This is a genomic window from Saccharopolyspora hattusasensis (assembly GCF_050972075.1).
Classification (GTDB): domain Bacteria; phylum Actinomycetota; class Actinomycetes; order Mycobacteriales; family Pseudonocardiaceae; genus Saccharopolyspora; species Saccharopolyspora hattusasensis.
In genome coordinates, this window is the sequence record NZ_JBPCDC010000001.1 from 2,116,420 (window position 1) to 2,142,421 (window position 26,002).

Annotated in this window: 26 protein-coding genes; 9 read left to right on the forward strand and 17 right to left on the reverse strand. The window is 68.8% G+C overall.

Going from position 1 to position 26,002, the window contains the following annotated elements; all coding sequences use genetic code 11:
* Positions 1 to 191 precede the first annotated feature (191 nt).
* The 5 genes from tal (at position 192) to pgl (ending at position 6,353) form a co-directional block, all read left to right on the forward strand.
* Positions 192 to 1,298, forward strand: coding sequence for a transaldolase (tal, locus tag ACRXBZ_RS09220; RefSeq protein WP_433878737.1), 1,107 nt, complete (start codon positions 192 to 194; stop codon positions 1,296 to 1,298).
* 165 nt (positions 1,299 to 1,463) lie between these two features.
* A complete protein-coding gene (locus ACRXBZ_RS09225; RefSeq protein ID WP_433878738.1) occupies positions 1,464 to 3,098 on the forward strand; it encodes a phosphoglucose isomerase-related protein in 1,635 nt (544 codons plus the stop codon).
* Positions 3,095 to 4,630 (forward strand): glucose-6-phosphate dehydrogenase, encoded by a 1,536-nt coding sequence (zwf, locus tag ACRXBZ_RS09230; RefSeq protein ID WP_433878739.1) that lies wholly within the window; start codon positions 3,095 to 3,097, stop codon positions 4,628 to 4,630. Before ACRXBZ_RS09225 ends, zwf begins: the two co-directional genes overlap by 4 nt.
* On the forward strand, positions 4,627 to 5,592 hold the full coding sequence (gene opcA / locus ACRXBZ_RS09235) for a glucose-6-phosphate dehydrogenase assembly protein OpcA (RefSeq protein WP_433878740.1): 966 nt from the start codon (positions 4,627 to 4,629) through the stop codon (positions 5,590 to 5,592). The genes zwf and opcA overlap by 4 nt, the downstream gene beginning before the upstream one ends.
* Positions 5,589 to 6,353 carry a 6-phosphogluconolactonase gene (pgl, locus tag ACRXBZ_RS09240; RefSeq protein WP_168584508.1) on the forward strand — a complete coding sequence of 255 codons (765 nt, stop codon included), beginning with the start codon at positions 5,589 to 5,591 and terminating at the stop codon, positions 6,351 to 6,353. Before opcA ends, pgl begins: the two co-directional genes overlap by 4 nt.
* 159 nt (positions 6,354 to 6,512) lie before the next feature.
* On the opposite strand, the gene ACRXBZ_RS09245 is transcribed toward pgl, so the two are convergent.
* Together ACRXBZ_RS09245 and ACRXBZ_RS09250 are read right to left on the reverse strand one after the other, a co-directional pair.
* The gene (locus ACRXBZ_RS09245; protein WP_433878741.1) at positions 6,513 to 6,995 is read right to left on the reverse strand and encodes a hypothetical protein; all 483 of its coding nucleotides are present in this window, start codon (positions 6,993 to 6,995) and stop codon (positions 6,513 to 6,515) included.
* A gap of 25 nt (positions 6,996 to 7,020) precedes the next feature.
* Positions 7,021 to 7,371, reverse strand: a complete 351-nt coding sequence (locus ACRXBZ_RS09250; protein WP_433878742.1) for a hypothetical protein — start codon at positions 7,369 to 7,371, stop codon at positions 7,021 to 7,023.
* An 861-nt stretch (positions 7,372 to 8,232) separates the two neighbouring features.
* On the opposite strand from ACRXBZ_RS09250, the gene ACRXBZ_RS09255 reads away from it, so the two are divergent.
* Together ACRXBZ_RS09255 and ACRXBZ_RS09260 are read left to right on the forward strand one after the other, a co-directional pair.
* Positions 8,233 to 8,571 (forward strand): 6-phosphogluconolactonase, encoded by a 339-nt coding sequence (locus tag ACRXBZ_RS09255; RefSeq protein WP_433878743.1) that lies wholly within the window; start codon positions 8,233 to 8,235, stop codon positions 8,569 to 8,571.
* Between the two features lie 186 nt (positions 8,572 to 8,757).
* Positions 8,758 to 9,972 (forward strand): glycoside hydrolase family 10-like protein, encoded by a 1,215-nt coding sequence (locus ACRXBZ_RS09260; protein WP_433878744.1) that lies wholly within the window; start codon positions 8,758 to 8,760, stop codon positions 9,970 to 9,972.
* A 38-nt stretch (positions 9,973 to 10,010) separates the two neighbouring features.
* Here ACRXBZ_RS09260 and ACRXBZ_RS09265 read toward each other — a convergent pair whose 3' ends face one another.
* From ACRXBZ_RS09265 to uvrC, 13 genes are all read right to left on the reverse strand, one after another.
* Positions 10,011 to 10,250, reverse strand: a complete 240-nt coding sequence (locus ACRXBZ_RS09265) for a hypothetical protein (RefSeq protein ID WP_433878745.1) — start codon at positions 10,248 to 10,250, stop codon at positions 10,011 to 10,013.
* A 39-nt stretch (positions 10,251 to 10,289) separates the two neighbouring features.
* Positions 10,290 to 11,276, reverse strand: coding sequence for a bile acid:sodium symporter family protein (locus ACRXBZ_RS09270; RefSeq protein ID WP_433878746.1), 987 nt, complete (start codon positions 11,274 to 11,276; stop codon positions 10,290 to 10,292).
* Positions 11,277 to 11,367: 91 nt separating this feature from the next.
* Positions 11,368 to 12,228 carry an isocitrate lyase/PEP mutase family protein gene (locus ACRXBZ_RS09275; protein WP_433878747.1) on the reverse strand — a complete coding sequence of 287 codons (861 nt, stop codon included), beginning with the start codon at positions 12,226 to 12,228 and terminating at the stop codon, positions 11,368 to 11,370.
* Positions 12,229 to 12,722: 494 nt separating this feature from the next.
* Positions 12,723 to 13,196, reverse strand: coding sequence for a ribonuclease E activity regulator RraA (gene rraA, locus ACRXBZ_RS09280; protein WP_433878748.1), 474 nt, complete (start codon positions 13,194 to 13,196; stop codon positions 12,723 to 12,725).
* A 173-nt stretch (positions 13,197 to 13,369) separates the two neighbouring features.
* The gene (locus tag ACRXBZ_RS09285; RefSeq protein WP_433878749.1) at positions 13,370 to 13,714 is read right to left on the reverse strand and encodes an RNA polymerase-binding protein RbpA; all 345 of its coding nucleotides are present in this window, start codon (positions 13,712 to 13,714) and stop codon (positions 13,370 to 13,372) included.
* A gap of 55 nt (positions 13,715 to 13,769) precedes the next feature.
* Complete coding sequence (gene secG, locus ACRXBZ_RS09290) at positions 13,770 to 14,003, reverse strand: preprotein translocase subunit SecG (RefSeq protein ID WP_010310736.1); 234 nt, start codon at positions 14,001 to 14,003, stop codon at positions 13,770 to 13,772.
* Positions 14,004 to 14,204: 201 nt separating this feature from the next.
* Positions 14,205 to 14,990: a triose-phosphate isomerase gene (gene tpiA, locus ACRXBZ_RS09295; protein ID WP_168584515.1), complete on the reverse strand. Its 786-nt coding sequence runs from the start codon at positions 14,988 to 14,990 to the stop codon at positions 14,205 to 14,207.
* Between the two features lie 2 nt (positions 14,991 to 14,992).
* Positions 14,993 to 16,195, reverse strand: a complete 1,203-nt coding sequence (locus tag ACRXBZ_RS09300) for a phosphoglycerate kinase (RefSeq protein ID WP_433878750.1) — start codon at positions 16,193 to 16,195, stop codon at positions 14,993 to 14,995.
* Positions 16,196 to 16,532: 337 nt separating this feature from the next.
* On the reverse strand, positions 16,533 to 17,543 hold the full coding sequence (gene gap / locus ACRXBZ_RS09305; RefSeq protein WP_168584517.1) for a type I glyceraldehyde-3-phosphate dehydrogenase: 1,011 nt from the start codon (positions 17,541 to 17,543) through the stop codon (positions 16,533 to 16,535).
* A 355-nt stretch (positions 17,544 to 17,898) separates the two neighbouring features.
* Entirely contained in the window at positions 17,899 to 18,885 is a 987-nt protein-coding gene (whiA, locus tag ACRXBZ_RS09310; RefSeq protein WP_433878751.1) for a DNA-binding protein WhiA, read from the reverse strand.
* Entirely contained in the window at positions 18,876 to 19,844 is a 969-nt protein-coding gene (locus ACRXBZ_RS09315; protein WP_433878752.1) for a gluconeogenesis factor YvcK family protein, read from the reverse strand. Before ACRXBZ_RS09315 ends, whiA begins: the two co-directional genes overlap by 10 nt.
* Positions 19,841 to 20,719 (reverse strand): RNase adapter RapZ, encoded by an 879-nt coding sequence (gene rapZ, locus ACRXBZ_RS09320; protein ID WP_010310747.1) that lies wholly within the window; start codon positions 20,717 to 20,719, stop codon positions 19,841 to 19,843. The genes ACRXBZ_RS09315 and rapZ overlap by 4 nt, the downstream gene beginning before the upstream one ends.
* Positions 20,712 to 22,754, reverse strand: coding sequence for an excinuclease ABC subunit UvrC (gene uvrC, locus ACRXBZ_RS09325; protein WP_433878753.1), 2,043 nt, complete (start codon positions 22,752 to 22,754; stop codon positions 20,712 to 20,714). The genes rapZ and uvrC overlap by 8 nt, the downstream gene beginning before the upstream one ends.
* A gap of 426 nt (positions 22,755 to 23,180) precedes the next feature.
* Here uvrC and ACRXBZ_RS09330 point away from each other — a divergent pair, with 426 nt between their 5' ends.
* Complete coding sequence (locus ACRXBZ_RS09330; RefSeq protein ID WP_433877464.1) at positions 23,181 to 24,089, forward strand: IS5 family transposase; 909 nt, start codon at positions 23,181 to 23,183, stop codon at positions 24,087 to 24,089.
* A 58-nt stretch (positions 24,090 to 24,147) separates the two neighbouring features.
* Positions 24,148 to 24,492 carry an MBL fold metallo-hydrolase gene (locus tag ACRXBZ_RS09335; protein WP_433878754.1) on the forward strand — a complete coding sequence of 115 codons (345 nt, stop codon included), beginning with the start codon at positions 24,148 to 24,150 and terminating at the stop codon, positions 24,490 to 24,492.
* Here ACRXBZ_RS09335 and ACRXBZ_RS09340 read toward each other — a convergent pair.
* Complete coding sequence (locus ACRXBZ_RS09340; RefSeq protein WP_168584520.1) at positions 24,464 to 25,543, reverse strand: glycoside hydrolase family 172 protein; 1,080 nt, start codon at positions 25,541 to 25,543, stop codon at positions 24,464 to 24,466. The two genes, ACRXBZ_RS09335 and ACRXBZ_RS09340, sit on opposite strands and share 29 nt — an antisense overlap.
* Positions 25,544 to 25,635: 92 nt before the next feature.
* Positions 25,636 to 25,794: a hypothetical protein gene (locus tag ACRXBZ_RS09345; RefSeq protein ID WP_433878755.1), complete on the reverse strand. Its 159-nt coding sequence runs from the start codon at positions 25,792 to 25,794 to the stop codon at positions 25,636 to 25,638.
* Positions 25,795 to 26,002: the final 208 nt, after the last annotated feature.

The window sequence follows — 26,002 nt, forward strand, 5'->3', positions numbered from 1 at the left end:
GACTGTGGGAGCCCCTCCTTATGTATGGTCCGATACGCGGCGGAGGGGCTGTCCTCGCCAGGAAGCGTCTGAGAACCCGCGGGTGGTCGTCCTGCGAGCGTGGGCTAAGCGGCTGACGCCGCTTCAAAACAAGATCACGATTACCTGAAGGCTCTGAGCAACGCCCAGCAGGCGTGAGCGGAGGAATTCCTTTGACCACCAACCCGAACCTCAAGGCGCTCAGCGAGGCCGGGGTTTCGATCTGGCTGGACGATCTGTCCCGGCAGCGGATCTCCTCGGGCAACCTCGCCGAGCTGATCACCGACCAGGCGGTCGTCGGCGTCACGAGCAACCCGACGATCTTCGCCAACGCGCTGTCCAACGCCGCCGACTACACCGAGAAGGTGCGCGAGCTGGCGGCCCGCGGCGCGAGCGTCGACGACACGGTGCGCGAGCTGACCACCGCCGACGTCCGGGACGCGGCGGACATCTTCCGCAACGTCTACGAGTCGACCGGCGGCGTCGACGGCCGGGTCTCGCTGGAGGTCGACCCGCGGCTGGCGCACGACACCGACCGCACCGTGGCCGAGGCCGTGGACCTGTGGAAGGCCGTGGACCGGCCGAACCTGATGGTCAAGATCCCGGCCACCGTGGAGGGCCTGCCCGCGATCACCCGCGTGCTCGCCGAGGGCATCAGCGTCAACGTCACGCTGATCTTCTCGGTGCAGCGCTACCGCGACGTGATGGACGCCTTCCTGGCCGGCCTGGAGCAGGCCAAGGCAGGCGGTCACGACGTCGCCCAGATCTCCTCGGTCGCGTCGTTCTTCGTGTCCCGGGTGGACACCGAGATCGACAAGCGGCTGGAGAAGTTCGCCGGTGGTGAGGAGCTGCGCGGCAAGGCGGCGATCGCCAACGCGCGGCTGGCCTACGCGGCCTACGAGGAGGTCTTCGGCACCGAGCGCTGGAAGGCGCTGGCGGCCGCGGGCGCGAAGGCGCAGCGTCCGCTGTGGGCGTCCACCGGTGTGAAGGACCCGGCCTACTCCGACACGCGCTACGTGGACGAGCTGGTCGCGCCGAACACGGTGAACACCATGCCGGAGGCGACCCTGAGGGCCACCGCGGACCACGCCGACGTGCGCGGCGACACGGTCACCGGCACGGCCGCCGCCTCGCAGCAGGTCTTCGACGACCTCGCCAAGATCGGCATCGACCTCGACGACGTGTTCGCGGTGCTGGAGAACGAGGGCGTCGAGAAGTTCGAGAAGTCCTGGACCGAACTGCTGGAGACCGTGGGCCGGCAACTGGACCAGTCGAAGTAAACAACTGCCGAAGTCTCCGGGAAATCCGGGCCGGTGCGCACCTGCCGCACCGGCCTGGATCGGCGACACTGTGGTCGCACGAAGTTGGCTTCCAAGATCGAACCCAGGATTCCCCGGATCGAACTAGGGTTCGAGCCCAACTGGATCGAGCGCTGAAGGAACTACATGGGAACCGAAACCTCCGTCGACATTCCCGATGTTGCGCTAGCGGCCGAGGCCCGACCGCTGGTCGAGCGCCTGGCCGCCGATGAGGTTGCCGGCAAGCTCGCCGCCCAGGACGCCACGCTGTGGGGTCCGGACGCCGAGAGCGAGGCATCCATCCGGCTGTCCTGGACGACGCTGCACGAGAGCTCGCGTCCCCTGCTCGCCGAGATCGACGCGCTGCGCGCCGAACTGCACGCCGAGGGCCTGGACCGCATCGTGCTGGCCGGGATGGGTGGCTCGTCGCTGGCTCCGGAGGTGATCACCGCGACCGCCGGCGTGCCGCTGGTCGTGCTGGACACCACCGACCCCGGGCAGGTCGCGGACGCGCTGGCCGGTGACCTCGACCGCACCGTGCTGGTCATCTCCTCGAAGTCCGGGACCACCGTCGAGACCGACAGCCATCGCGGGATCTTCGAGCGGGCTTTCACGCAAGACGGAATCGATCCTGTGACCCGCATCATCGTGGTCACCGACCCCGGTTCGCCGACGGAGTCGGCGGCTCGCGAGGCGGGCTACCGCAAGGTCTTCACCGCCGACCCGCACGTGGGCGGCCGCTACTCGGCGCTGACCGCCTTCGGGCTGGTGCCCGCCGGGCTGGCCGGTGCCGACGTCGCTGCGCTGCTGGACGACGCCGCTGCCGCGTTCCGGCGGCTGAGCGCCGATGACACCGGCAACCCGGCGTTGCGGCTGGGCGCGGCGCTGGGCGCGGCGCATGCCAAGGGGTCCGAGAAGGTCGTCTTCGCCGACACCGGCTCGGGCATCGCGGGCTTCGGCGACTGGGTCGAGCAGCTGATCGCCGAGTCCACCGGTAAGAACGGCACCGGCCTGCTGCCCGTCGTCGTCGAGAACATTGACGCCCCCGGCTTCGCCGACGCCGGTGCCGACGCGACGACCGTGGCCGTCGGGCCGGCCGTCGACGGCGCGCAGATCAGCACCGCCGGCCCGCTGGGCGGCATGTTCCTGCTGTGGGAATTCGCCACCGCGGTGGCCGGTCGGCTGCTGGGCATCAACCCCTTCGACCAGCCGGACGTGGAGGCCGCGAAGAAGGCCGCGCGGGCGCTGCTGGACGGCCCGGCCGGCGGCCCGGCCGCGACCCCGGCGCTGGTCGACGGCGCGATCGAGGTGCACCCTTCCGGCGACTGGCTGACCGCAGGCGTCGGCAACGTGACCGAGGCGCTGCGGGCCTTCCTGGCCACCGCGCCGAAGGGCGGTTACCTCGCCGTCCAGGCGTACCTGGACCGCCTCGACGACGCCTCGACCGCGGTGCTGCGGCCCGAGCTGGCGCGCCGCACCGGGCTGCAGACGACCTTCGGCTGGGGACCGAGGTTCCTGCACTCCACCGGCCAGTACCACAAGGGCGGCCACCAGAACGGCGTGTTCCTGCAGATCACCGGCGCGGCCGAAGAGGATCTGGAGGTCCCGGACCGGCCGTACACGCTGGCCGGGCTGCAGCGCGCCCAGGCGCTCGGCGACGGCCAGGTGCTCGCCGACCGCAACCGGCCGGTGCTACGACTGCACCTCACCGACCGGGCGGCCGGGCTCGTCGAGCTGGTCAAGGCCGTGCAGGACCTGCGCTCCTTGGAGGACCAGGCGTGACTCGAAGCGAACAATGGCACAACCCGCTGCGCGATCCGCGGGACAAGCGGCTGCCGCGAATCGCCGGCCCCTGCGGCTTGACGATCTTCGGCGTGACCGGTGACCTGTCCCGCAAGAAGCTGATGCCGGCGATCTACGACCTGGCCAACCGGAGCCTGCTGCCGCCGGGCTTCGCGCTGACCGGCTTCGCCCGCCGCGACTGGGCCGACCAGGACTTCGGCCAGGTCGTCTACGACGCGGTACGGGAGCACGCGCGGACCCCGTTCCACCAGAACGTCTGGGACCGGCTGGCTGAGGGCATCCGGTTCGTGCCGGGCTCGTTCGACGACGACGGCGCCTTCGACCAGCTCGCCGAGACGGTCAAGCAGCTCGACGCCGAACGCGGCACCGGCGGCAACCACGCCTTCTACCTGTCGGTGCCGCCCTCGGCGTTCCCGACGGTGCTCAAGCAGCTGTCCCGCTCGGGGTTGACCGACCAGTCCGGCGACAGCTGGCGGCGGGTGGTCATCGAGAAGCCGTTCGGCCACGACCTGGAGAGTGCGCGGCAGCTCAACGGCATCGTCAACGAGGTGTTCCCCGAGGAGTCGGTGTTCCGCATCGACCATTACCTCGGCAAGGAGACGGTGCAGAACATCCTGGCGCTGCGCTTCGCGAACCAGCTGTTCGAGCCAATCTGGAACGCGCACTACGTGGACCACGTGCAGATCACCATGGCCGAGGACATCGGCCTGGGCGGGCGGGCCGGCTACTACGACGGCATCGGCGCGGCCCGCGACGTGATCCAGAACCACCTGCTGCAGCTGCTGGCGTTCACCGCGATGGAGGAGCCGGTCTCGTTCTCCCCGCAGGACCTGCGCGCGGAGAAGATCAAGGTGCTGTCGGCGACCAAGCCGGTCGGCCCGTTAGACCAGACCACGGCCCGCGGCCAGTACACCGGCGGGTGGCAGGGCGGTTCGCTGGTGCCGGGCCTGCACGAGGAGGGCGGTTTCGCGTCCGACTCGATCACCGAGACCTACGCGGCGATCACCCTGGAGGTGGCAAGCCGGCGGTGGGCCGGGGTGCCGTTCTACCTGCGCAGCGGCAAGCGGCTGGGCCGCCGGGTCACCGAGATCGCGGTGGTGTTCAAGCGCGCCCCGCACCTGCCGTTCGACAGCACGATGACCGAGGAACTCGGGCAGAACGCCCTGGTGATCCGGGTGCAGCCGGACGAGGGCATCACGATGCGCTTCGGCGCTAAGGTGCCGGGCACCTCGATGGAGGTGCGCGACGTGACCATGGACTTCGGTTACGGGCACGCGTTCACCGAGTCCTCGCCGGAGGCCTACGAGCGGCTCATCCTGGACGTGCTGCTGGGCGAGCCGTCGCTGTTCCCGGTCAACGAGGAGGTCGAGCTGTCCTGGCGGATCCTCGACCCCGTGCTGGACCACTGGGCAGCCAACGGCAAGCCCGAGCCGTACAAGGCCGGGACGTGGGGCCCGCCGTCGGCGGATGCGATGCTGGCCCGAACCGGACGCGTCTGGAGGCGACCGTGATCATCGATCTCCCGTCCACCACCACTTCGCAGGTCAACAAGAAGCTGGTGGAACTGCGCGAGACCGGCGGTGCCGTCGCGCTGGGCCGGGTGCTGACGCTGGTGATCGTCACCGGCGACGGCACCGAGGTGGAGAAGGCCATCCAGGCCGCCAACGACGCCAGCCGGGAGCACCCGTGCCGGGTGATCGTGGTGGCCAGCGGGGCGCGGCAGGCCGCGCCGCGGCTGGACGCCCAGATCCGCATCGGCGGCGACGCGGGGGCCTCGGAGGTCATCGTGCTGCGGCTGTACGGGCCGCTGGCCGACGAGGGCGCCGGCTCGGTGGTGCCGCTGCTGCTGCCGGACGCGCCGGTCGTGGCGTGGTGGCCCACGGAATCCCCGGAGTTCCCCGCGAAGGACCCGATCGGCGCGCTGTCGCACCGCCGGATCACCGACGCGGCGGCCGAAGCGGACCCGATCGCCTCGCTGCACAAGCGTGTGAAGTCCTATTCGGACGGTGACACGGATCTGGCCTGGACCAGGCTGACCTCGTGGCGCGCGATGCTGGCGGCGGCGATGGACCTGCCGCCGCACGATGCCGTCACGGCCGCCACGGTCACCGGCGCGGCGGACTCGCCGTCGACCGACCTGCTGGCCGCGTGGCTGGCCAGCTACCTGGGAATCCCGGTGCGCCGGCTGGAGCACCCGCGCGGGCCGGGCATCGTCGCAGCGGTGCTGGAGCGCCCATCGGGCAACGTGGAGATCGTCCGCCCGGACGGCAAGGTCGGGACGCTGACCCAGCCGGGCCAGCCGGACCGGCGGGTGTCGTTGCAGCGCCGTGAGGTGCGCGACTGCCTCACCGAGGAGCTGCGCCGCCTCGACGCGGACGAGATCTACGAGGCCACCCTGCAGGGCCTGGACGCGATCGTCCGCGGCGCGGAAGAACCGGCGGCGGAGGCCGAGTCGGCAGAGGCCGGTTCATGACCCGGCCGGAAGTGGTCGTGCACGCCACCGGTGAGCTGCTCGCGGCCGCTGCGGCGGCCCGGCTGATCACCAGGATCGTCGACGCGCAGGCCGCGCACGGCGTGGCGTCGGTGGTGCTCACCGGCGGCCGCACGGGCATCGGCGTGCTCGAACAGGTCAACGGTTCCCCCGCCCGCGACGCGGTGGACTGGGCGAACGTGGACGTGTACTGGGGCGACGAGCGGTTCCTGCCGGACGGCGACCCGGACCGCAACGAGACCCAGGCCCGCCACGCCCTGCTGGACCACGTGCCGGTGACCCCGGAACGGGTGCACCCGATGGCCCCGTCGGACGGCAAGTTCGGGCCGGACGCCGACGCGGCGGCGGCGCACTACGCGGAGGTGCTGGCGACCACGGCCTCGCGGGCGACCGACATCGCGGTGCCCCACTTCGACGTGCTGCTGCTCGGCGTCGGCGAAGAGGGGCACACGGCGTCGCTGTTCCCGGAAACGCCGTACGTGCAGGAATCCGAGCGGACGGTGGTGGGCGTGCACGACTGCCCGAAGCCGCCGCCGACGCGGATCTCCCTGACGCTCCCGGCGATCAAGGCGGCGTCCGAGGTGTGGCTGATGACCACAGGCTCGGCGAAGGCGGAGCCGGTGGCGGCGGCGCTGGGCGGCGCGAAGCCGGTGGACATCCCGGCGGCGGGAGCCCACGGCCGGGACCGGACCCTCTGGCTCCTCGACCCGACCGCAGCATCGGCCATCCCCACCAGAGGCTGATCCCGCGAAGGGCGAGCGGCTTTCAGGTTGTCGGGGTGGGCTGCGGACGCCGGCGGGGCCAACTCCGGCGGGAAGGAACAAGGAACTCGCGTCCCCAGCGGAGGCGCATTAGCGAGGTGCCCCGTCTCTCTCCCCCGAGAAAAGGCGGGGCGCCTCGTTCTACTCGCGTTCGGCGCCATCCGGCCATACAACAGTGATGGGCATCCCGCGCTCACGCGCTGTCTGTACGACGTCGCCGGTTCCGCCGCGCCCGTCCGCTGGTTGGCCGTCCCATAGCGCGAACATCGCGTCGACAGAGCCGAGGATGTGTTCACTGGCGCCCATGTAGGCGTCGCGATTCGATTCGGCGAACGGCATCGTGTGAACCTTTGCCGCCTTGCTGATCAGCTCGTCGAACTCGGCGGCATTGTCCGGCTTCACCTTCCGCTCGCGGTAGTCGGCGGCTGGCAGTACGGCCTCCAGCGACCCTCCGAGGCTCAACACCGCGTGAGCGAAGAGCTGATCGGCGCCCTGAGCAAGGCAACTCACGCCGACGAGTTCCTGCTCCCGGTAGGCGGAGAGCTCGGATTCCAGTGCCTTGAGTACGAGCGGGACGCTCGCGGCGCTGAGGTTTGAGTGTCCGGTGATTCCGATGCGCGGCAATTTCAGCCCTTCCGTCCCGTGTTGCTCAGACTGAGAACAGATCACGAATGGCGTCGCGTGTGCTGCGCACTGTGGGGGACGTGGCGAACGACTTCGATTCGCGGTGGAAGTTGCGCAGCTTCTCGCCGACCCGTCCCGACGCCCAGTGGCCAGCGATCGGCAAAGCAGAGTCGATCAGTTCGCATGCCCTGTCCGGCTCGGAAGTGATGAGGTGAGTGCGGGCGAGACCGATAAGGTCGAACGCGCGGTTTCGGACCCGTGACGGGTCGCGGAGGACCAGGGCGCGGCCGATGGCGGGATCAAGCGGTCGTAGCGACAACAGGATAAGATCTTGGCAGCGTCGATCGATGGGAATGGTGGATGAGCCGGCACTCAAACGGTCTAATCTTGCTATTCATCGCGTAACCTTAAAAAACAGAGGCGGGGTCAAATGGTCGTAGCGACACCAGGATAAGATCTTGGTAGCGTCGCTGACATTCCAACCGCGTACGCGACTGGTCTGCTCTACTCGGCTTTCGCCCTCCGAGTCACCGGGCGCGAAGAACAGGCCGTGGACCAACTTCGCCACGCTGCCGAGTCACTCGAACCGCATCTGGAGACCGGGCCGGACGACGTGCGCGGACTCTGGGGCGTGATTCAACTTGCCCGCGCTTCCACAAAGGCCCGGCACCTCGGCGACCCCGGCATGGATTCACTGGGAAGACGCAAATCGCATAGTGTCACGCCTGCCAGACGACTACGCACACCATCACGGGTTCAGTGCTGGCCATGTCGCGCTGCATCGAACATGGCTTGCTCAAGCCTTGGGCGATGCAACGGAAGCCGTACGGTCGGCCGAGAAAGTCGACGTTGGAGCTATCCCGTCCCGGAGTTGGCGAGCTTCGCACTTGGTCCATGTCGCCCGAGCACTCCACCAGCAGCGTGACACCGGCGCGCTGATTCCATTGATGCAGGCCGTTAGGCACTCGTTCGAGGCAGTCCAGTTCAACTTGGCAGCCCGTGAGGGGCCTCGAAGATCCCGGACAGGGACCCAATAGGGTTACCCTGTAAGGGAATCGAGGGAAGATCTAGTGGCACCACCGAGCAAGTACTCGCCAGAGTTCCGCGAAGAAGCGGTCCAGCTGGCCCTGGAATCCAGCAAATCGGAGAGCCATACACCACTTCGCGGCTCTGGGGTACGTGTGACATCCAAGCACAGCTAGCGGAACAGATTAGCGGTTAGTGCGGCTAGTGCGATGTGTTGCCGAATTTCTCTCTATTAGAGGCTCTTCGCAGTGGACGGGAATCTATAATCACAAGACTACATACAGTCCGCGACGCGGTGGACTGGGCGAACGTGGACGTGTACTGGGGCGACGAGCGGTTCCTGCCGGACGGCGACCCGGACCGCAACGAGACCCAGGCCCGCCACGCCCTGCTGGACCACGTGCCGGTGACCCCGGAACCCCACTTCGACGTGCTGCTGCTCGGCGTCGGCGAAGAGGGGCACACGGCGTCGCTGTTCCCGGAAACGCCGTACGTGCAGGAATCCGAGCGGACGGTGGCCGCGGCATCGGGCATCCCCACCAGAGGCTGATCCCCGTGAGCGTTTTTGGGTGCCATAGCACCCAAAAACGCTCACGGCGTCCCGCATACCGAAACGCTAGTCGCGATCCGCAGCCCAGATCAGTTGACGGGTAATTCCTCGCCACTGCAGCGCGGGAAGGGCTTTGGCCGTACCCTTTGGCGCGCAGTTGTCGATCAGTGGCGAAGGCGAGTTGGGATGACCCGCACTCAGGGATTGCGTCGGCTCCGGGCGGACGTGTTGGGCTTGGCGCTGGGATTGGTGGCGATCCTCCTCGGGGTCCTCGGCACCACCGGGGCCGCGGCGAAGGCGCCGAGCACCGCGATGCGCGGGATGTGGATCGCCGGTGTCAAGAACATCGACTGGCCGAGCAAGCCGGGGCTATCCGCCGCTGCGCAGCAGGACGAGTACCGCAAGCTGCTCGACCAGGCCGTCGCGAACAGGCTCAACGCCGTGTTCGTCCAGGTGCGACCGACGGCCGACGCGTTCTGGCCGTCGCCGCTCGAGCCGTGGTCGCACTGGTTGACCGGCAGGCAGGGCCAGGACCCGGGTTACGACCCGCTGCGGTTCATGATCGACGAGACGCACAAGCGGGGCGTGCAGTTCCACGCCTGGTTCAACCCGTACCGGATCAGCATGACGGACGATCCGCAGGCCCTCGTCCCGGAACACCCGGCGCGCAGGCACCCGGAGTGGACGTTCGCCTACGGCGGCAAGCTGTACTACGACCCCGGTGTGCCACAGGCCCGGGAGTTCGTGACCGACGCGATCATGCACGCGGTCGAGAACTACGACGTCGACGGCGTGCACCTCGACGACTACTTCTACCCGTACCCGGTCAAGGGCCAGCAGATACCGGACGAGAGGACCTTCGCCGAGCACGGCAAGGGCTTCGCCGACATCGCGGACTGGCGGCGGCACAACGTCGACCAGCTGGTGTCCGGCCTGGACGCCCGGGTGCACCAGGCCAAGCCGGTCGCGGCGTTCGGCGTCAGCCCGTTCGGGATCTGGCGCAACGCCGCCAGCAACCCGGCCGGCTCGGACACCAAGGGCCTGGAGTCGTACTCGGCGATCTACGCCGACACCCGCAAGTGGGTGCGCGAGGGCTGGGTCGACTACATCGCCCCGCAGGTCTACTGGCAGATCGGCCACCCGGCCGCCGACTACGCCGCCCTGATCCCGTGGTGGTCCAAGACCGTCTCGGGCACCGGCGTGGACCTCTACATCGGGCAGGCGGCGTACCGGGTCGGCAACGAGGGATGGACCGATCCCGGGGAGCTCTCCGCGCACCTGAGCCTCAACAGCAGGCACCGCGGCGTCAGAGGCGACATCTACTTCAGCGCCAAGTCCCTGACCACCAACGCCGCCGAGGCCATGGCCCGGGTGGTTCGCGAGCACTACGCGGACCACTAACGGTCCACACCGGACTAGAGTCCGGTGTGGACGGTCGGTCAGTTGTCGTTGTCGGATCCGGCGCTGCCATCGCCGGAGTTGAAGTTGAGCGTCCGGTCGACCTCGATCAGGCTGTCGCCGTTGTTGCTGAACTGGACGAGCGCGACGCCCCTCGTGTCGCTGTGCCCGTCGCCGCTGGGCCCGTCGCTGCTGGGCCCGGCGTGCACCGTCCCGGCAGCGGCGGCCACCAGGACCCCGGACATCGTCGCGAGACTCGCCGAGCGGCCGAAAACCCGCATTGCAGAACTCCTTTCCGATAGACGATCTCGGTCGAGGCGTCAGCCGACGCCGACAGGTTCGGCCGCCTGCCTGGCGAAGCGGCGGGCCAGCCAGGCGCACCCGATCAGCTGCATCTGGTGGTAGACCATCAGCGGCAGCACCATCAACCCCAGCTCCGCGCTCCCGAACAGCACCGAGGCCATCGGCAGCCCGCTGGCCAGGCTCTTGTTGGAACCGCAGAAGACCAGCACGATCCGGTCGCCGCGGGAGAACCCGAACCACCGCGCGAGCAGCGCGGTCCCGACGAGCGCCGCGGCGAGCAGCGCGCCGCCGACGACGATGAGCACGCCGAATCCCGCCGGGCTGAGCTGCTGCCAGACACCGGAAACCGTTCCCTCGCTGAACGCCAGGTACACCACGGCAAGGATGACGCCACGGTCCAGGAACCCGAGCACCTTGGCGCGGCGGCGGATCCACTGGCCGGCCAAGGGCCGCAGCACCTGTCCGATGCAGAAGGGCACGAGCAGCAGCAGGACGATGTCGCGCACCCCCTGCACGGTGAAACCGCCGGTGCCGCTGGTCATCAGCAGCCCTACCAGCAACGGGGTGAACAGCACGCCGAGCAGGTTGGAGAACGACGATCCGCAGATCGCCGCGGCCACGTTCCCGCCTGCCAACGAGGTAAAGGTGATCGCCGACTGCACCGTCGACGGCAGCAGGCACAAGAACAGCACCCCGAGGTACAGCGACTGCGGCAGCACCGCAGGCACCAGCACCGAAGCGGCCATGCCGAGCAGCGGGAAGAGGACGAACGTGGTCGTCAGGGCGGCCCCGTGCAGCTTCCAGTTCCGCAGCCCGTCCCAGGCCGCGGCGGTCGACAACCGGGCCCCGTAAAGGAAGAACAGGAACCCGATCGCCAGCTTGACCGCCTGGTCCAGGACGAGGGCCGGCTCGCCGCGAACGGGCACCAGCACCGCTGTCACCGCCACCAGCAGCAGTGCGACCACGTACGGATCCGGGCGCACTCGGGCGAGAATCCTGGTCATTGAGAGTTCACCTCCCCAGTCGTGAGCCGACCACCGGCCGGCCGCGCCGGATGCCGCGGCCGGCCGGTGGACGCGGATGTCCACCTCCCGATCACACGCCCAGCGGGACGGGCTTCGAGTGATGCCGGCTGATGTTCTGCTCCAACAGGCCCTGCGCGGCCGCGATGCCGCCCCGGCCGTCCCGCACCTCCGGCAACCGCCCGTCCTGCCGGCGCAGTTCGCTGAGCGCCTCGTCGATCGCCTGCTGCGCGGCGAACAGGCACGGGGTGCTGTAGATCGCGACGTCGACCCCGAGGTCCTGCAGTTCCGGCAGCGACACGCGCGGCGACTTCCCGCCCGCGATCTGGTTGAACAGCAACGGCTTGTCGCCGATGACCTTGCGGACCTTCTCGATCCACTCGATGCTGCGCACCCCGTCCACCAGCAGCACGTCCGCGTCGGTCTCGGAGAGGGCCTCGGCGCGCCGCAGGATCTCCTTCTCCTCGGTAGCGTCCGTGCGGGCGACCACCACGAGGTCACGCCTGGTGGCGAGGACGAGTTCGAGCTTGTCGAGGTACTCCTCCAGCGGGAGCACCTGCTTGCCGTCGACGTGGCCGCACCGGCGGGGCCGCTTCTGGTCCTCCAGGATCACGCCGGAGGCGCCGATCAGTTCCAGTTGCTCGATCACGTGGCAGGCCACCTCGGAGTCGACGTAACCGTCGTCGATGTCGACCAGGAGGTGCTGCCGCGGGAAGGCGAGCCGCAGGCGCTGCACGAAACCAACGATGTCCGGCCACGCGATGAATCCGATGTCGGGCAATCCGTAATGCGAGGCGGCGAAGCCGAAACCGGAAATGAACATCCCGGAATAGTGCTTGGCGGAAATCGAGGCCGAGAACATATCGTAGACACCGATTAGCGGAGTGATCTGGTCGGACAGGATTTCCCCGCGAAGCGCGGTTCCGTAGTTCAACTCTTCTCCCGTTCATATCCCTGAAACATTCTGCGGCGGACGACGGGAGCAGCCGGAAGAACGGGTCGAAAGACCCGCCGGTGCAGTATTGCTTCCTCCTTCCCAGCTCAGACGCCCCCGCCATCTCGCTACGGAGATTATTAGAACGGAACGCTGGAAAACAAATCACAAATGGGTGCAACCGGACATTAGCCCGATGGGAGCAGGTAACCGATGCCGAATCATTTTCCGGAACAAATTTCGGGAATGATCGTAACGCGCGAACCTCGCCGAAATAACGATGCGATAAATCGACGGGTGAACCCGACGAGGGCACCGCGCGCCTGGGCCACCGGGCCACGAAGACCTGGTAGCCCACGACGCCACCCGCGACGCGGCGCCGATTTGCGCCAACTAACCCAATCGGGCATCACGTGACACACCGTCATCAACCGGTCGGAGCGGACTTCGCGCCCAGCCGCCGCGACCGGCCATGACTCGCACGCCGGCAGGCGCTACGGCTCGGTGATCACCACGACACCGTCCTGATCGGCCACCACGTACTCGCCGGCGACGAACCGTACCCCGCCGAGCTCGACCACCTCGTCGACGGTGCCCTCACCGGTCTTGGTGCTCTTGCGTGGGTTGGTGCCCAACGCCTTGACGCCGAAGTCCATCCCGGCCAGCACCGCCGAGTCTCGCACCGCGCCGTTGATGATGACCCCGCTCCAACCGCTGGATCGGCCGATCCCGGCGATCACGTCGCCGATCAGCGCGGTGTGCAACGAGCCGCGGCCGTCGATCACCAGCACCTGGCCGTCGCCCGGCTCGGACAGGACCCTCTTGAGCAGGGCGTTGTCCTGGAAGCAGGTGACCGTGCGGATCCGGCCTTCGAACGCCGCACGCCCGCCGAAGTTGCGGAACTGCACGTCGCAGCTGCGCACCTCCGGGCCTTCCCGGTCCGCCAGATCAGCCGTCGCCTGAGCCATGAGTCCTCCCGGTCACCGCTACGTGGACGGCGAGCGTACCCACCAGTAGCCGGACCTCGCCCGCGCCGCGATGAACGCCACACCCCGTCGGCGGTGAGATCAACGTCGACTGACCCCGAACAGCAACCGGGCCGGGCGGGCGATTTCTCGCCCACCCGGCCCGGTCAGTTGATTCAGCGGCCCTTGCGTTCGCGGAGCTTGGTCAGCGCTTCCTCCAGGATGGCCATCCCGTCGGCATCGCTGCGCCGCTCCTTCACGTACGCCAGGTGGCTCTTGTACGGCTCGTTTCGCCGCGCCTCGGGCGGATTCTCCTGGTCCAAGCCCGCCGGCAGTCCGCAGCGCGGGCAGTCCCATTGCTCCGGCACCTCGGCGTCCATCGCGAACGACGGCCGGCTGTGGTGCCCGTTGGCGCACCAGTAGTCGACCCGTTTGCGCGGCGCGGCTTCTCCCCGCTCCGACTCGCCTACCGCGGGGCCCGAGCCCACACGAGTGCCGCGAATGGCGTTACCACCAGTCATCCATCCTCACCCACCAAGCGGCCCGAGGTCGTCGACCGGCTGGGAGCCGGGTCGATCAACCGATCTTGATCAACAGGCCGACCCCGATGATGGAGATGACCCACAGCGCCATGACGAACAACGTCATCCGGTCGAGGTTCTTCTCCGCCACACTGGAACCGGCCAGGTTGGACTGCATACCGCCGCCGAACAGCGAGGAGAGACCGCCGCCCTTGGCCCGGTGCAGCAGCACCAGCAGCACCAGCAGCACACTCGTCACGATCAACATGATCTGCAGGAAAAGAGTCATCACGTCCTCGTTCGCACAGCGGTCCGCAACCAAGCGTACCGGGCCACCAACAGCGAGTTGACCACTGTCCACCCATTTCGCTGCCAGGACCGTCTCACACTGCTCCGTCTGGCGGATCCCAGGGGGGTGGGAAGTGGCCGTGGGACCGCAATTTCAATGGAAATCAGAGCTTCGATTTCCATTGAAATTGCGGCAAACCCGTCACGGCAGCGGGCCGCCGGCCGCCATCGCGGAGAGCTTGGCGAACTCGTCGCCGTTGAGGCTCGCGCCACCGACCAGTGCGCCGTCCACGTCCGCCTGGCCGATCAGGTCGCCGATGTTGCTCGACTTCACCGAGCCGCCGTAGAGCACCCGGACCTCGTCGGCGATCTCTTTGCCGTACTTCTCCGCCAACGCCGCCCGTAGCGATCCGCAGACCTCCTGCGCGTCCGCGGCGGTGGCGACCTTGCCGGTGCCGATCGCCCACACCGGCTCGTAGGCCACCACGACCTGGCGCACCTGCTCGGCCTTGAGGCCCTTGAGCGCGTTGATCAGCTGCGTGGCGCAATGCTCGACGTGGCCGCCGGACTCGCGCACCTCCAGCTGCTCGCCGACGCACAGGATCGGCGACATGCCGTGCTTGAGGGTGGCGCGCACCTTCTTACCGACCAGTTCGTCGGTCTCGCCGTGGTACTCGCGGCGCTCCGAGTGGCCGACCACCACGTAGCTGCAACCCAGCTTGGCCAGCATCGGCCCGGACACGTCACCGGTGTAGGCCCCGGACTCGTGCTCGGAGATGTCCTGTGCGCCGTGCTTGAGCAGCAGCCTGTCGCCGTCGATGAGGGTCTGCACGCTGCGGATGTCGGTGAACGGCGGGAGCACCGCCACCTCGACCTTGGCGAAGTACTTCTCCGGCAACGCGAAGGCGACCTTCTGCACCAGGGCGATCGCCTCCAGGTGGTTCAGGTTCATCTTCCAGTTGCCGGCGATCAGTGGCTGCCTGGCCATGTTCAGCGCTCACCTTCCAGAACGGCCACTCCGGGCAGTTCCTTGCCTTCCAGGTATTCCAGCGACGCGCCGCCGCCGGTGGAGATGTGCGAGAAGCCGTCCTCGGGCAGTCCGAGGGTTCGCACCGCGGCGGCCGAGTCGCCGCCGCCGACGACGCTGAACGCGTCGGAGTCCACGATGGCCTGCGCGACACCACGGGTGCCGTCGGCGAACGCCGGGAACTCGAACACCCCGGCCGGGCCGTTCCAGAACACCGTGGCGGTGTCGCGGAGGATCCCGGCGAACAGCTCGACGCTGCGCGGCCCGATGTCCAGGCCCATCCAGTCGGCCGGGATCGCGTCGGCGGCCACGACCTGCTTCTCGGCATCCGCAGCGAAGCGGTCGGCGGCCACCACGTCCACCGGCAGCACCAGCTTGTCGCCGTGGTCGGCGAGCAGCTGCTTGGTGGACTCGATCTGGTCCTCCTGCAGCAGCGAGTTGCCGACGTTGTGGCCCTGCGCGGCCAGGAACGTGTATGCCATGCCGCCGCCGATGAGCAGCTTGTCGACCTTCGGCAGCAGCGCCTTGATGACGGCGAGCTTGTCGGAGACCTTCGAGCCGCCGAGCACCACGACGTACGGGCGCTTCGGGTCGCCGGTCAGGGTGCGCAGCACCTCGACCTCGGCGAGCACCAGGCCACCGGCGTAGGCGGGCAGCCGCTTGGCGACGTCGTAGACCGACGCCTGCTTGCGGTGCACCACGCCGAAGCCGTCGGAGACGAAGGCGGCGTCCGGGCCGACCAGTGCGGCCAGCTCATCGGCCAACGCGCCGCGCTCGGCGTCGTCCTTGCTGGTCTCGCGGGCGTCGAAGCGGACGTTCTCCAGCAGCGCGACCGACCCGTCGGTCAGGCCCGCGACCACGGACTTCGCCGAGTCGCCCACCAGGTCGGTGGCCAGCGCGACGTCGGCCCCGAGCAGCTCGCCGAGCCGCCGCGCGACCGGGGCCAGGGAGAACTTGGGGTCCGGCTCGCCCTTCGGGCGCCCGAGGTGCGCGGTGAGCACCACCTGGGCACCGGCCTCAGTCAACTTCCGGACGGTCGGCAAGGAGGCGCGCACCCGGCCGTCGTCGGTGATCTTCTCGCCGTCCAGCGGCACGTTCAGGTCGGCGCGCACCAGAACACGCCGACCCCGAACGCCCTCGGACAGCAGATCGTCGAGGTTCTTCACGTCTGCTCCTCGCATAGCTACGGGAAGACCCGCACGAGCCGGGGCGGATTCGACGGCTCGTGCGGGTCCGAAAAGACTGGTTTCCAAGCGGCGAAGCCGCTTCCGGCGGTAAACCGCCGCCGCGACGCTCGAAGCAGCATCGTCGAAAGCCGCCGCAAGCGGCGCAGCCGCTTGGCCCACCCTCGCAACTTGCACCGCCGCGGGTTCTCAGAAGCTTTCTCGCGAGGACAGCCCAGACGCCGCGTATTGGTCATACTCAAGTCTGGGATCCCGCAGTCGAGAAAGCTTCTGAGGTTCCGCTACCCGCACCGTCACGCAAGTTGCGTCTGGAACACGATCAAGCCAGCTTCTTGGCGACCAGGTCGACTAGGTCGGCGAGGCGGTTGGAGTAGCCCCACTCGTTGTCGTACCAGCCGACGATCTTGACCTGGTTGCCGATGACCTTGGTCAGCGGTGCGTCGAAGATCGTCGAGTGCGGGTCGGTGACGATGTCGCTGGAGACGATCGGGTCCTCGTTGTACTTGAGGATGCCCTTGAGCTTGCCGTCGGCGGCAGCCGTCTTGAACGCCTCGTTGACCGAGTCGGCCGAGACATCCTGTCGCACGGTCGCGGTCAGGTCGGTGACCGAACCGGTCGGCACCGGCACGCGCATCGCGTAGCCGTCCAGCTTGCCGTTGAGCTCCGGCAGCACCAGGCCGATGGCCTTGGCCGCACCGGTGCTGGTCGGCACCACGTTGACCGCGGCGGCGCGGGCGCGACGCAGGTCCTTGTGCGGGCCGTCCTGCAGGTTCTGGTCCGCGGTGTAGGCGTGGACCGTGGTCATCAGGCCCTGCTCGATTCCGAAGGTGTCGTTGAGCACCTTCACCATCGGGGCGAGGCAGTTGGTGGTGCAGGATGCGTTGGAGATGATGGTCTGCGAGCCGTCGTACTTGTCGTCGTTGACGCCCAGCACCACGGTCAGGTCCTCGCCCTTGGCCGGGGCGGAGATGATGACCTTCTTCGCGCCACCCTCGTCCACGTGCTTGCGGGCGTCCGCGGCGTTGGTGAAGAAGCCGGTGGACTCCACGACGACGTCGACGCCCAGGTCGCCCCACGGCAGCTTGCCCGGGTCACGCTCGGCGAGGATCTTGATGAGCTTGCCGCCCACCTCGATGCCCTCACCGGTGACCTTCACCTCCTGGCCGAGACGGCCGAGGATGCTGTCGTACTTGAGCAGGTGGGCCATGGTCGCGACATCGCCCAGGTCGTTGGCGGCCACGATCTCGATGTCGTGCTCACTGGCGGTCGCGGCCCGCCAGAAGTTCCGCCCGATCCGACCGAAGCCGTTGATACCTACGCGAACGGTCACGCCGATCTCTCCTCGTGACTGACCCGGCCGGCGACGCGGCGGGTGAGGTTGATGGTCTCGACATCACCCTATCTGCCAGCGAGGCCGTCGCACGCGGGCGGGCGTGAGAGCTCACCCGCCGAAAACGTCGCCGCTGCCGCCATCCCCGCACACCCCGCCCGAAATGGCTCGGATTCCCGGGTCCACCCTGCTCACCAGGGGCGTCGTGACCGATCGGAGAACGCAACGATCCGTGATCGGCATCTCTGCAACGGTTCGGCGCCGGTGCCCGTTTTTCACAGTTTCAAGTGAAACTGTGATTTCCCGGCGGGGACCACAGTTTCAATTGAAACTGTGGTCTGACCACGAAACCAGGTCAGGCCTCGGCCTCCAGCATCTCGGCCGTCACCGCGGACTCGGTGTCCGGAACACCCAGCTCCCGGGCGCGCTTGTCGGCCATCGCCAGCAGCCGGCGGATCCGGCCGGCCACCGCGTCCTTGGTCATCGGCGGGTCCGCCAGCTGGCCGAGCTCCTCCAGCGATGCCTGCCGGTGCGCCAGTCGCAGCCGCCCCGCCACAGTCAGGTGGTCCGGAGCCGTCGGGCCCAGCAGTTCCAGCGCCCGCCCGACCCGCGCGGCCGCGGCGACCGCGGCGCGCGCCGAGCGGCGCAGGTTGGCGTCGTCGAAGTTCGCCAGCCGGTTGGCCGTCGCCCGCACCTCGCGGCGCATCCGGCGCTCCTCCCACGCCAGCACGCTGGCATGCGCACCGAGCCGGGTCAGCATCGCGCCGATCGCGTCACCGTCGCGGACCACCACCCGGTCCGCGCCGCGCACCTCGCGCGACTTCGCCGCCACGCCGATCCGCCGCGCGGCACCGACCAGCGCCAGCGCCGCCTCCGGCCCGGGGCAGGTGACCTCCATCGACGAGGACCGGCCCGGCTCGGTCAGCGAGCCGTGCGCGAGGAAGGCGCCACGCCACGCCGCTTCGGAGTCGCAGGCGCCGCCGGAGACGACGTGCGTGGGCAGGCCGCGCACCGGGCGGCCGCGCGGATCGAGCAGACCGGTCTGCCGGGCCAGGCCCTCCCCGTCCTTGACCACCCGCACCACGTACCGGGTGCCCTTGCGCAGCCCGCCGGAGGTGATCATGTGTATGTCGGAGGTGTGCCCGAACAGCTCGTGGATCTCCTTGCGGAGCCGGCGCGCCGTGGAGCCGCTGTCCAGCTCGGCCTCGATCACCACCCGGCCGGCGACGATGTGCAGCCCGCCGGCGAAGCGCAGCAACGAGGAAATCTCAGCCCGTCGGCAGCACGTCCTCGTCACCGACAACCGGCTCAACTCGTCCTTGACCGCCGCGGTCATCGCCACCGGTCCGTCCTCCTCTTCAGTGCGGCGCGCAGACTGGCCGCGAGCGCCCCCGGGTCGTGCCGTCCCGGCACGGCCGGCGCGGCGATCTTGTCCAGCAGAGTCTGCGCACCCATTCCGGCCCCCGCAGCGCGGAGCCGATCCGGGGTTGGAACCGAGTCCGCGTCGGCCAACACCGCGTCGACCCGCAGCCGGGGTGCGTGCTGCGAGAGTACGTCGAGGTGCTGTTCGGGTGAGAAGCCCGCCGTCTCCCCCGGTTGTGGGACGAGGTTGAGCACCACCACGCGGCGCGCGGGAGTGGTCACCAACGCCTCGTGCAACTCCGGGACCAGCAGGTGCGGCAGCACGCTGGTGAACCAGGAGCCGGGGCCCAGCAGCACCAGATCGGCGTCCAGCACCGCCCGAACGGCCTGCGGACAGGCGGCCGGCTCCTCGTTGCCGTTCGCGTGCAATCGGACCTGTTTCACCCGTCCGGGCGTACTGGCGATCGCCACCTGCCCCCGGATCGTGCGTACCGCTTCCGGGTCAGAGTCCAGCCCGACAACGTCGGCGGCCATGTCCAGCGGCACCGTCGACATCGGCAGCACCCGGCCCCGCACGCCGAGCAGCCGGCAGGCGTGGTCGAGCACCTCGACCGGATCGCCGAGCACTTCCAGCAGCCCGGCCAGCACCAGGTTGCCGACCGCGTGCCCGGCGAGGGCCCCGCTGCCGCCGAAGCGGTGCTCGAACACCGTCGACCACAGCTGCCCGTCGGAGTCGGTGTCGGCGAGCGCGGCGAGCGCCTTGCGCAGGTCGCCGGGCGGCAGCATGCCCAGCTCGCGGCGCAGCCGGCCGGAGGACCCGCCGTCGTCGGCGACCGTCACCACGGCTGTCACATCGGGGGTGATGAGGCTCAGCGCCGACAGCGTCGCGTGCAGGCCGTGCCCGCCGCCCAGCGCGACCGCGCGCAGCGGGGCGCTCACTCGCGCCCCAGGTCCCGGTGCACCGTCTTGACCATCATCCCGTCGTCCTCGGCCAAGCGGCGGGCCAGTTCCTCGGCCAGTGCCACGCTGCGGTGCTTGCCCCCGGTGCAACCCAGCGCCAGCGTCAGGTACCGCTTGCCCTCCCGGTGGTAACCGGCCCCGACGAGCCGCAGCAGCTGCTGGTAGCTCTGCAGGAACTCCTCCGCGCCCTCCTGGCCGAGCACGTAGTTGCGGACCTCGTCGTCGAGGCCGTTGAACTCGCGTAGCTCCGGGATCCAGAACGGGTTCGGCAGGAACCGGCAGTCCATCACCAGGTCGGCGTCCATCGGGAGCCCGTACTTGTAGCCGAAGGACAGCACGGTCAGCCGGGTGCGGGTGCTGGCCTCGGTGCCGAAGGCGTCCTCGATCTTGGACCGCAGCTGGTGCACAGACAGGCTCGTGGTGTCCAGCACCAGGTCCGCCTCGGAGCGCAGCTTGGACAGCAGCGACCGCTCCGCGGCGATCCCATCAGCCAGCCTGCCCTCGCCCTGCAGCGGGTGGCCGCGCCGCACCTGCTCGAACCGGCGGATCAGCACCTCGTCGGTGGCCTCCAGGAACAACACCTTCGGCTTGTAGCCGCGGGCGTCCAAGTCCTTGATCACCGCCCCCAGGTCCTCGGTGAACGCGCGGCTGCGCACGTCCATCACGACCGCGACGCGGGTGACCGCGCCGCTGGAGCGCGCCCCCAGCTCCACCATCGTCGCGATCAGTTCCGGCGGCAGGTTGTCCACCACGAACCAGCCCAGGTCCTCCAGGCATTTGGCCGCGGTGCTGCGCCCCGCCCCGGACAGGCCGCTGACGACGGCGACCTCGATGCCCGACTGCTCCTCAGTCACTGCTCTCCCCTTCAGCGTTGTCGGCGCCGGGCGCTGCCCGGTCGTCCGGCACCGGGCGTCGCCCGGTTTCCGCGCCGGCCGCCAGCGCCGAGTGCACGGTCTCGGCGGTGCGGCGGCCGATCCCGGGGACCGCAGCGATCTCATCCACCCCGGCCTGGCGCAGTTTGCGCACCGAACCGAAGTGCTTGAGCAGCGCCGCGCGGCGAGTTTCGCCCAGTCCCGGAATCGCGTCCAATGTGGAGCTTGTCATGCGCTTGGCGCGCTTCTGGCGGTGGTAGCTGATGGCGAAGCGGTGCGCCTCGTCGCGGACCCGTTGCAGCAGGTAGAGCGCCTCGCTGGTGCGGGCCAAGATCACCGGGTCGGGGTCGGCGGGCAGCCAGACCTCCTCCAGCCGCTTGGCCAGCCCGATGACCGCGACATCGGTGATGCCCAGCTCCGTCAGCGCGTCGGCGGCGGCGTTGGCCTGCGGCGCGCCGCCGTCGATCACCAGGAGGTTCGGCGGGTAGGCGAACTTGCGCGGGCGGCCGGTCTCCGGGTCGATCGCCGCGCCGACGGGACCCGATCCGGTCTGCTCGGCCGGGGTCCCGGCCTTGGCCGTTTCGCTGAGGTAGCGGTGGAAGCGGCGGCGCACCACCTCGTCGATGGAGCCGACGTCGCCGCCCTCGGCACCCTTCCGGACCTCGAAGCGGCGGTACTCGGACTTGCGCGGCACGCCGTCCTCGAACACCACCAGCGACGCCACCACATCGCTGCCCTGCACGTGGCTGACGTCGATGCACTCGATCCGCAGCGGCGCGGTGTCCAGCGCCAGCGCCTCCTGAAGCTCCTGCAGCGCCGCCGAGCGGGCGGTCAGGTCGCCGGCGCGGCGCAGCTTGTACTGCTGGAACGACTCCTTGGCGTTGCGCTCGACGGTCTCCATCAACGCCCGCTTGTCGCCGCGCTGCGGCACCCGGAGGCTGACCCGGCTGCCGCGCAGCTCGCTGAGCCAGCCGGCGATCGCGTCCGCATCGTCGGGCAACTGCGGCACCAGCACCTCGCGCGGCACCGGGCTGCCCCCGGCGTCGGCCTGGTCAGCCAGCGACGCCTGCTCGCCGTAGAACTGGGTGAGGAACTGCGAGGTGAGTTCCGAGGTGCCGGTCTCAGTGCCGTCAGCATTGGCGACCTTGTCGATGACCCAGCCGCGCTGGCCGCGCACCCGGCCGCCGCGGATGTGGAAGATCTGCACGGCGGCGGCGAGCTCGTCCTCGGCGAAGGCCACCACGTCGGCGTCGGTGCCGTCGCCGAGGACCACCGCCTGCTTCTCCATCGCACGCCGCAGGGCCTCCAGATCGTCGCGCAGCCGGGCGGCGCGCTCGAACTCCAGCTCCGCGGACGCCGCCTGCATCTCCTTGTCCAGCTTGCGCATCAGCTGATCGGTGTGCCCGGCGAGAAAGTCGCAAAAGTCCCCGACGATGGACCGGTGCTCGTCGGCGGAGACCCGGCCGACGCACGGCGCCGAGCACTTGTCGATGTAGCCGAGCAAGCAGGGACGGCCGATCTGCGAGTGCCGCTTGAACACCCCGCCGGAGCAGGTGCGCGCGGGAAACACCCGCAGCAGCAGGTCGAGCGTCTCGCGGATCGCCCACGCGTGCGCGTACGGGCCGAAGTAGCGGACGCCCTTGCGGCGCGGGCCGCGGTAGACGTGCAGCCGCGGGAACTCCTCGTGCAGGGTCACCGCCAGCACCGGGTACGACTTGTCGTCGCGGTAGCGGACGTTGAACTTCGGGTCGTACTCCTTGATCCAGGAGTACTCCAGCTGCAGCGCCTCGACCTCGGTGCCGACGACGGTCCACCGCACGCCGGTGGCGGTGGTGACCATCTGCCGGGTCCGCGGGTGCAGCCCAGCGAGGTCGGCGAAGTACGACGAGAGCCTGCTGCGCAGGCTTTTCGCCTTGCCGACGTAGATCACTCGGCCATCGGCATCGTGGAACCGGTACACGCCGGGGGCGTCCGGGATCGTGCCTGGTGCTGGTCGGTAGGTGGACGGGTCGGCCACGCCTCCACCCTACGTGCGCGGACCGACTGCCCGGATCTCGGTGCGCCGCTGAGAGCCTGTCGGCGAATGCCGTCCGCGCCTTTGGAAGCGGCGTAGCCGCTTGCATTCACCTTGCCAAGAAGACCATCGGCGGGTTCTGAGAGGTTTTCTGGCGAGGACGGCCCCTCCGCCGCGTATTGGACATACATCAGGAGGGGCACCCGCAGTCCAGGGAACCTCTCAGGTTCCGCTAAGCGACCACCCACCCAGACCATTCACCAACAGGCTCTTACCGCGGGCGGCCCGGCAGGGCCCACTGGGTGGAGCTTTCGGTGATCGCTCTTAGAGACTGTTGGGTAACTGGGGCGACACTGAGCGTGGCGTGATGTTGATCACGGTCGGTGTGTCGAGATGACAAAGAGATCATCCCCGCCGTGATCTTGTTGTGTGTGCAACTGCGATACCGGCGGGGATGATCGCCGCCCATGTTATCCGTCCAGTCTGACCGATGAGGTGTGGGCGGTCCTGGAGCCGTTGATGCCGGTACGAGACCGCCGAAAGGGCGGTATGGCAAGGAAATACGACGATCGCCTGGTGCTGGACGGGATCTTCTACGTGCTGCGTTCGGGTTGTCAGTGGCGGATGATTCCCCGTGATCTGCTGCCCTGGGACGCGGCCTATCGCTGGTTTCGGGACTGGAGTGCCGACGGCACGATCGACCGTGTCCACGACGCGCTGCGCGATCAGGTTCGGCGCCAGGCCGGACGCACGGCGGACCCGTCGGCGGCCGTGCTCGACGCCCAGTCCATCAAAAGCAGCGAGGGAGGGCAGGAACGCGGGTTCGATATGGGCAAGAAAACGACAGGCCGCAAACGGCACCTGGTCGTGGACACCCTCGGCCTGCTGCTGGTCGTCATGGTCACCTCCGCATCGGTGCAGGACCGCGCGGAGCGCGGCGGGCGCGAGATCCTGCGACGCCTGGCGGCCCGGTTCCCCTCGATCGCTCTGGTGTGGGCCGATGGCGGATACGCCAACTCCGTCGTCAACGGCCTGCTGGCCTGGGCGAAGGAAAAACTCGGACTGGTACTGGAAATCGTCAAACGCAGCGACGATGTCAAGGGGTTCCAGGTGCTACCACGTAGGTGGGTGGTCGAACGAACTTTTGGGTGGCTGATCCGCAACCGTCGCCTCGCCCGCGACTACGAACGCCTGACCGCGAACTCCGAAAACATGATCAAACTCGCGATGATCCGCCTCATGGCCACCCGGCTCGCCGGCCAGAGCATCCGGTGGTCCAACGCCACCGAACGCGAAGCCGCCCGCCGACTCACCGCCGAAACCAACATCGCTGCGTAACCACCCAGTTACCCAACAGTCTCTTAGAGGGAATCCGCACCTTGCCGGGAGGTCGGCCGTGAACGACGAGAACGCAGTCGACACCTGCGCGACCGCGCAGCGCACCCGCCGGTTCCTGGACGCGGTGCGCGCCGCGGGCGGGGACGCGCCGATCCGGTTCGCGGTGAACACTCACCTGCACGGCGACCACACGCACGGCAACGCCCTGCTGCCCGACTCGACTGTCCTCATCGGACACTCCGCGACCCGCGCGGGCATCCTGTCGGACACGCTGCTCACGGATCTGCCGCCGGTGTGGGAACCGGTGCCGGAGTGGGGCATCACCGAGCACCGCGCGCCGACGGTCGCTTGGCCCACCAGTTTGGAAACAGCCGCTACAAGGGGCGGACGAGGCGGTCGGTGACCGGCGCGAGGGTCACCGGTAATGCCGGGAGCGTCTGGTACCAGTAGGCGACCGACGAGACGTCGTCGGAGCGCTTGTTGGCGTGCCCGTGCTCGATGGTCGCCTTGATGGACTTCTCGAACACCACCGGGTCTTCGACGTGGAAGCGGTAGTAGGACACCTGCCCGCTCCAGTTCGGCCCGCCCGGCATGGTCAGCCCGTGGTAGGGCGCCTGGTACTGCTGGGTCGGGCACCATGCGGTGTTGAAGTAGTCCTCGGTGCCGGTGCCGTGCAGCCGCGGCGGCCAGGGCTCGCCGTCGATGAAGAACATGTCGTCGCCCTCGCCGTACCAGTTCCAGTCGGTGGTCTGGCGGAGGTTGTGCACGTTGAGCACCGTTCCGACGTAGTGCCCGCGGCCCTCGGCCTCCAGCAGCACGTAGTTGCCCGCGCCGTCGGTGTTGGTGCCGCCGAAGAGGAACTCCTCGTTGCTCTGGTCGCCCTGCTCGACGCCGTCGGTGGGGTTCTGCCGCCGCCACTGCGCGTGGAAGTAGCCCAGCTCCGGGTCCGCCTCGCCGTAGGTCTCGTAGTCGACGTAGTAGTAGAACGTCACCGGTTTGACGCTCATCTCGCTGATCAGCTCGAACCTGGCGCGCCCGGCGAAGGGCATCGCGAACCAGCAGTTGAAGCCCTTGCCGTCCTGCGGGCTCATCTGCAGCGGCGCGGACGCGAAGTTGCCGCTGCGACCGTGCCCCATGCCGAAGAAGTCCCCCAGCGGCACCAGCACGGCCGGGTGCGGCGAATCGTCCCAGGTGATCTTCAGGACGAGCCGGCGCAGGTAGTCGCCCTCCAGCTCGGCCGGTTTGCCCACGTGGTCGACGGCGACGGTGCACCAGATGTGGGTGATCACGCCGGGTCCGGCGATGTCGGCCAGCTCCCTGGTCTCGCCCGGCTCGACGCGCATGTTGTCGGTGTTGCCGCCGGTGCGGTCCCAGCTGGAGACCCGGCCGCGCCGAGTTTGCCGTAGCCTGGGCAGATCCCGCAGGCTGCTGCCGAATTCCCCGTATCCGGACACGATTCCTCCCCAGTGGTAGCGACTATGCTCCTGATCAAGTTCTACCACGCAGTGGCGGCAGGACGGGCGTGTTCACCGATCGCCGCACAGATTCAGGGCGCTTCTTGGACTTCCCGCGATACCGGCGCGAAAGTGCCTTCCTGCCAGTGGAATCTGTCGATGACGAAGAGGCTCGGACGGTAGTAGTCGTCGGATTCCCGCCAGCTCCACGATTCGGCGGTGAGTTCGTCGCCGTCCAGCATCACGGCCACCGGGAGCAGTCCCGCTTGGGCATTCCGGGGTCCGGGTCGCAGCCCCGTTCGGCCAGCACCTGCCGCCAGTCGGCCCCGCCGAGCGGACCGTAGGGATCCGGGCCGTCCTGCTCTCCCGTGGTGACGTCGGTGTTGTGAACAGCGCCGGCACATCGCCGAACCAGGGCGCGCGATCTTCATCCAGACCTGTTCGCCGCCGTCGGCCTGC